This window comes from Brevundimonas sp. (assembly GCF_018608325.1).
Taxonomy (GTDB): Bacteria; Pseudomonadota; Alphaproteobacteria; order Caulobacterales; family Caulobacteraceae; genus Brevundimonas.
The window spans coordinates 64,864-71,321 of sequence record NZ_JABAZW010000102.1 but is presented as its reverse complement, the minus strand read 5'-3'; the positions used below and the strand labels follow the sequence as shown (position 1 = coordinate 71,321).

Genomic DNA, 6,458 nt, shown 5'->3' with positions numbered 1-6,458 from the left:
CGCCTATCCAGACCGCCGCCCAAACCACCCAACCCACGGCGCCCGCCGCCCTGGACGCCCAGCCGATGCAGCAGGCTGCCGCCGTTGAACGCAGCCTGTCCTTCTCGCGCCTGTCGCAGGCCACCATCGAGACGACAGCCCATCTCGCCGCCCAGATCGCCCGCAGCCTGGACGGCAAGTCGACCCGGTTCGACATGGTGCTGACGCCGGAAGACCTGGGCCGCGTCAATGTCAGTCTTGAGATCGGCGACGACGGCCAGTTGGCCGCACGTCTGGCCTTCGACAATCCCGCCGCCGCCGCCGAACTGCGCGGCCGCGCCGACGAACTGCGCCGCCAGCTTCAGGACGCAGGTTTCCAGCTGGCAGGCGACGCCCTGGACTTCAGCCACCGCGACCAGCCCCAGGGCGGCGACGCCTTTGAACGCCAGCAGCAGCGCAACAGCCTGTTCGGCGGCGGCTCTCGCCTGGCTCTGGCCGCCGACACCTCCTCCATCCTGACGCCCGGCGTCTGGACCAATCTTTCACTGACGCCTGACCGCGTCGATATGAAGGTCTGACCCATGGTCACCGCCGTATCCGCCGACAACGCCGCCGGTCGCATCAACGGCAGCAACAAGATGCTGGCCTCGAACTTCGAGACCTTCCTGACGCTGCTGACGACCCAGATGAAGAACCAGGACCCGCTGTCGCCGCTGGATTCCAACCAGTTCACGGCCCAGCTGACCCAGATGGCCGGGGTCGAGCAGCAACTGCTGACCAACGACCTGCTGACCAGTCTGCTGAAGGCCCAGGCTGCGGGCGGTCTGGACAACGCCTCCAACTATATCGGCAAGGAAGTCACCGCCGCCTGGACCGCGACCGAGTTCCGCGAAGGCAAGGCCAGCTGGGCCTATGAGCTGGGCGCCAGCGCCGACAAGGTCAATCTGCAGATCGTCGACAGCAAGGGCGCCGTGGTCTGGGAAGGTCAGGGCCCGGACAAGGGCGCGGGCATCCACGACTTCACCTGGAACGGCGAACTGAAGGGCGGCGGCAAGGCCGAGGACGGCGGCGTCTATACGCTGAAGGTCTCCGCCACCAACGAGACCGGCGCCAAGGTCGACGCCCAGGCCCTGATCCGGGGCCGCGTGACCGGGGTCGAAATGTACAACGGTGAGCCCTTCCTGGTGATCGGCGACTCCATCCTTCCGCTTTCGACCGTGATCTCGCTGAACGAGATCAAGGCCAAGGCCGAGAACAAACCCGACGAACCGGAGAATCCGGACGTCTCGAACGAGAAGGCGGCCGCATGATGCGCTCCGCCGTCTTCCCGATGAATTCCATTTAAGGAGCGTCTTTCATGAGCCTCAACAGCGCCATGCTGGCCGGTGTGTCCGGCCTCGCCGCCAACTCTGCGGCCCTCGCCTCGATCTCGCAGAACATCGCCAACGTGAACACGGTCGGCTACAAGCGCACGGCCAGCGAGTTCCAGACCCTGGTCAACAGCCAGAGCGGCACCAGCGGCAGCTATTCGGCGGGCGGCGTGACCACCAACACGCGCCACTTCATCAGCCAGGAAGGCCAGCTTCAGCGCACGAACGAGAACACCGACCTGGCCATCGCCGGTCAGGGCTTCTTCGTCGTCACGGACAAGGCCGAGGGCGTCGCCTCCACCGACACCCACCTGTTCACCCGCGCCGGCGCCTTCCGCGTGGACAAGCAGGGCTATCTGAAGAACAGCGCAGGCCTGTACCTGCAGGGCTGGCCGGTTGACGCTAACGGCGAAATCTCCTCGGACCCGTCCGACCTGTCGCGCCTGCGCTCGATCAACATCGGCTCGGTCGGCGGCACGGCTGAACCAACCACCCGCGTGCAGATCAACGCCAACCTACGCTCCAGCCAGGAGCCTGCGGCGGCGGCCAGCGCCCAGGCCTACAAGAGCGTCGCCGACACGGCCGTGCCGCCGGTCAACCACGACCTGTCGGTCCGCTACACCCGCACGGGCGCCGACGCCTATGATGTCGAACTCAAGTCCGGCACGCAGCGGATCAACGCCCAGGCGACCTATGACCCCGCCACCGGCGCCCTGACCGGCCTGACTGTCAGCGGCCAGAACTCGGGCTCCGCCGCCGTGCTGGGCGCCCCGCCCAGCCAGATCGAGTTCACCCCCGCCTCGGGCGCCCCCTACACCGTCAGCCTGGCCGACATCGGCCTGTCGACCAACATCGCCGCCAAGTCGAAGTACGATCCCGCCGTCAACTCGATGGCCATGTACAACGCCGACGCCAACAATCCGGCAGGCGTCAAACCCGACTTCAAGATGAACATCCCGGTTTCGGACTCCAAGGGCGGCCAGCGCAATCTGGAGATCCGCTTCCTCAAGAGCGACGAGCCGAACATCTGGTACGCCGAGATCGTCTCGGTTCCGGCAGGCGACGTCATCACCGGCGATCCCTATTCGAACGGCCAGATCAAGACGGGCAAGATCGCCTTCACCCCGTCCGGTCGTCTGGACATCGACACGATGAAGAACTGGCCTGCGGGCACCGGCCTGTTCGACGACCCCAGCCAGGCGACGCTCGACTTCGGCAAGTCCGATCCCAACAACCTGTCGATGGCCCCCGGTCAGGTGGCCTGGGCCGACGGCCTGGGCATCGCCGCCCAGACGGTCACCCTGGACCTTAACACCTCGGCAGGCGGCCTCAGCCAGCTGAACACCGCCTCCGTGGTGCAGTCGACCGTCACCAACGGCACGGCCTTCGGCAATCTGAGCGAAATCCGCATCGACGACAGTGGCTTTGTCACCGCCATCTTCGACAACGGCGTCATGCGCCGCATCGCCCAGGTCGCGGTCGCCACCTTCCCCAGCCCCGACAGCCTACGCGAAGTTTCCGGCAACGCCTACGCCGTCAGCCTTCAGAGCGGCACCTTCAACCTGAAGAGCGCTGGAACCGGCGGCGCGGGCTCCATCGCCTCGCAACAGCTGGAGTCTTCCACCGTCGATCTGTCGGCGGAATTCACCGGCCTGATCACCACCCAGCGGGCCTATTCCGCCTCGTCCAAAATCATCACCACGGCCGACGAAATGCTGGCCGAACTGATCAACATCAAACGCTGATCCGCCAGTAACTAGTCGTTAGAGTCAATGAATCCCCACGCAAGCAAGGTTTACAGAGTCGTACGGGCGCGAACCGATTTTAGTCGTTCCTTCACCACGACCCTTAAACGGACCTTAGCCGGGCCGTTCTATCTTCATGACAGTACGGTGTTGGTGGAAGAGGCATAAGCCCATGTTGCAAGAGCGACGCCTTAATAGCAAAGGCGAACAATACGTGGTCGGGCCGACCGGCACTCCCCTGACTCTCAGGGACCTGCCGCCGTCGAACACGGACCGCTGGGTGATCCGTCGCAAGGCCGAGGTTGTCGCCGCTGTTCGTGGCGGCCTGCTCAGCCTGGACGACGCCCTGGCGACCTATCGTTTGACGGCGGAAGAATTCCTGGCCTGGCAGAAGGCCATTGATAAATGGGGCATGCAGGGTCTGCGCACGACGCGCATCCAGACCTACCGCTCCTGACGGATTCTCCCCGAAGACCGATAAGGGCCGCACCTGGAAACGGGTGCGGCCCTTGTCATTTCCGGCACATGAAAATGGTTCAGGCCTCGAAATCGCGCGGGTTCCACCCTAAATGGCGGCGATGACGCTCGTTGAAGACTTCTGCCCCGTTCCTGACATCGCCCGCACCGACATGGATGCGGCGATCGAGAGCGCGCGTGCGGCGGTCGGCCTGCCGCTGGGTTCACGCGTGGTCGCGGCCATGTCGGGCGGCGTGGACTCCACCGTGGTCGCCGCCCTGCTGCACAAGGCCGGCTATGACGTGGTGGGCGTCACGCTGCAGCTTTACGACCACGGCGCGGCGTTAAAGAAGAAGGGCGCCTGCTGCGCGGGCCAGGACATTCACGACGCGCGTCTGGCTGCCGACATGATCGGCATTCCCCATTATGTGCTGGATTACGAAAGCCGCTTCCGCGACGCCGTGATCGACCAGTTCGCGGACTCCTATCTCAAGGGCCAGACGCCGGTCCCCTGCATCCGCTGCAACCAAACGGTTAAGTTCCGCGACCTGCTGGACGTCGCTCGCGATCTGGGCGCCGAAGCCATGGCCACGGGCCACTATGTCCGCCGCGCCGAAATCGACGGGCGCAGCCAGATGCGCAAGGCCATCGACCATTCGCGCGACCAGTCCTACTTCCTGTTCGCCACCACGCGCGACCAACTGGACTACCTGCGCTTCCCCCTAGCCGATCTGGAAAAGCCCCAGGTGCGGGGCGTCGCCGCCGAACTGGGTCTGAAGATCGCCGCCAAGCCGGACAGCCAGGACATCTGCTTCGTCCCCTCCGGCGACTATCGCACCCTGATCGACCGTCTGCGCCCGCAAGGCCGCGAGGCGGGCGAGATCGTGCATATGGACGGCCGCGTCCTGGGCAAGCATTCCGGCATCACGGACTACACCATCGGCCAGCGCCGCGGCCTGAACGTCGCTGTGGGCGAACCCCTGTTCGTGACCAAGCTGGAACCGGAGACCCGCCGCGTCATCGTTGGCCCGCGCGAAGCCCTGCTGACCGCCTCGCTGACGCTGGAAGAGCTGAACTGGCTGGGCGACCACGACACCATCCACGCCGCCGCCGAAGCGGGCGCGCCGGTGCTGGCCCGCGTGCGTTCGACGCGCCAGCCCTCGCCCGCCCGTCTGGCCCTGATCGACGGCGATGTCTCGGTCGTGTTTGATGAAGGTGAAGAAGGCGTGGCCCCCGGTCAGGCCTGCGCCCTCTATGATCCGGTCGATACGGAACGGGTGCTGGGCGGCGGCTTCATCCGCGACACGACGGCCGTCGCCGCCTGACCCGGCCCGCCGACTTGGACATTTTGTCCTAAGTCCACATTCGCACGGCCAAATCCCGCCTTTGGTAAGCAGACCATAACCATGGTCAAGCTAGGGGCATCCCCTCAGTTGGAGTGGAAGTCGGATGTCGCGCGAAGATATCGAACGTCGTACTGCGTTCATGGACCTGGGCCCTCGTTCGCCCGGTTACGCCGCGCAAGAACCGCTGCTGCGCAAGGCCCTGCCCGACGCCCTCAGCGCCTTCTACGACCGCATCCGCGCCACGCCTGAAACCCGCAAATTCTTCCGCGACGAAGCCCATATAGGCACGGCCAAGTCGGCGCAGGTCAGCCACTGGGACGCCATCGTCGAGGGCCGCGCCGACGAAGCCTACGGCCAGTCCGTCCGTGTCATCGGCAATGTCCACGCCCGTATCGGACTGGAGCCGCGCTGGTACATCGGCGGCTACAGCCTGATCCTGACCAAGCTTCTGACCGCCGTCACGACCCGCAAGCGCAAGCTCTTCGACAAACATCACGACCGCCGCACAGCCGAGGCGGCGGGCGAGCTCAGCCGCCGGGTCATGCTGGACATGGACCTGGCCATCTCGACCTATCTGGACGCACTACAGGCCGAGCGCGACCGCGCCGAGGCCGCCAAGGCCGAGGCCGACGCCCAGCAGGCCCAGATCGTCTCCATCCTCAGCCGCGCCTTGAAGGGTCTGGCGGCTGGCGACCTGGGCTCGACCATCACCATTCCGGTCGCCGATGACTATGTCGGGCTGAAGGATGACTTCAACGCCGCCGTCATCGCCCTGCGCGACGCCTTCACCGCCGTCACCGAAAGCGCCGCATCGGTCAGCAGCGGCGCCACTGAACTGGCCAGCGCCTCCGACGATCTGGCCATGCGCACCGAGCGTCAGGCCGCCAGCGTCGAACGCACCTCGGCCAACACCGAACAGGTGGTGGACTCCGTCGAACAGACCGCCGTCGCCGCCAAGCAAAGCGTCGAGGCCGTCGGCGCCGTCCGCCGTGATGTCGAAAGCGGCATCGCCGTCGTCGCCGAGGCCGCCCAGGCCATGTCGGCCATCAGCGAGTCCTCCAGCAATGTCGGCGGCTTCGTCACCCTGATCGACGAAATCGCCTTCCAGACCAATCTTCTGGCCCTGAACGCCGGGGTCGAGGCGGCGCGTGCGGGCGATTCCGGCCGCGGCTTCGCCGTCGTCGCCTCCGAGGTCCGCGCCCTGGCCCAGCGGTCCGCCGCCGCCGCCGGTGAAATCCGCGCCGTCATCCGCCAGTCGTCCGAAGAAGTCTCACGCGGGGTGGATCTGGTTCAGCGCACGGGCGCCGCCCTGACCCGCATCGGCGAACAGGTTGCAGATGTGGATGCCCTGGCCGGCGGCATGGCCATTTCCGCCCGTGAACAGGCCGACCGCCTGGCTGACGTCAAACGCGCCATCAGCCAGATCGACGAGATCACTCAGCAGAACGCCGCCATGACCGAAGAGGCCACAGCGGCGAGCCGTCAATTGGCGACCGAGGCCGACACCCTGATGCGCAGCGTGCGTCAGTTCCAGATCGCAGCATCGGCAGGCCGTTCAGGCC

Annotated in this window: 6 protein-coding genes; all 6 read left to right on the top strand. The window is 66.0% G+C overall.

All coding sequences use genetic code 11. From position 1 onward, the window contains the following. Positions 1–557, top strand: a 557-nt coding sequence (locus tag QZ281_RS10485; RefSeq protein ID WP_292228096.1) for a flagellar hook-length control protein FliK, incomplete at its 5' end; no start/stop codon positions are given. Positions 558–560: 3 nt separating this feature from the next. Next, positions 561–1,289 (top strand): flagellar hook capping FlgD N-terminal domain-containing protein, encoded by a 729-nt coding sequence (locus QZ281_RS10480; RefSeq protein WP_292228093.1) that lies wholly within the window; start codon positions 561–563, stop codon positions 1,287–1,289. Positions 1,290–1,336: 47 nt separating this feature from the next. Continuing rightward, positions 1,337–3,094 carry a flagellar hook protein FlgE gene (flgE, locus tag QZ281_RS10475; protein ID WP_292228091.1) on the top strand — a complete coding sequence of 586 codons (1,758 nt, stop codon included), beginning with the start codon at positions 1,337–1,339 and terminating at the stop codon, positions 3,092–3,094. Positions 3,095–3,266: 172 nt separating this feature from the next. Then, positions 3,267–3,551 (top strand): DUF1153 domain-containing protein, encoded by a 285-nt coding sequence (locus QZ281_RS10470; RefSeq protein WP_292228089.1) that lies wholly within the window; start codon positions 3,267–3,269, stop codon positions 3,549–3,551. A gap of 112 nt (positions 3,552–3,663) precedes the next feature. Further along, positions 3,664–4,875, top strand: a complete 1,212-nt coding sequence (gene mnmA, locus QZ281_RS10465; protein ID WP_219354484.1) for a tRNA 2-thiouridine(34) synthase MnmA — start codon at positions 3,664–3,666, stop codon at positions 4,873–4,875. 124 nt (positions 4,876–4,999) lie between these two features. Further along, positions 5,000–6,458, top strand: a 1,459-nt coding sequence (locus tag QZ281_RS10460; RefSeq protein ID WP_292228083.1) for a globin-coupled sensor protein, incomplete at its 3' end; no start/stop codon positions are given.

Coding starts and splice junctions, on each gene's coding strand:
- QZ281_RS10480 (WP_292228093.1), top strand. CDS start 561: ATGGTCACCGCCGTATCCGCCGACAACGCCGCCGGTCGCATCAACGGC.
- flgE (WP_292228091.1), top strand. CDS start 1,337: ATGAGCCTCAACAGCGCCATGCTGGCCGGTGTGTCCGGCCTCGCCGCC.
- QZ281_RS10470 (WP_292228089.1), top strand. CDS start 3,267: ATGTTGCAAGAGCGACGCCTTAATAGCAAAGGCGAACAATACGTGGTC.
- mnmA (WP_219354484.1), top strand. CDS start 3,664: ATGGCGGCGATGACGCTCGTTGAAGACTTCTGCCCCGTTCCTGACATC.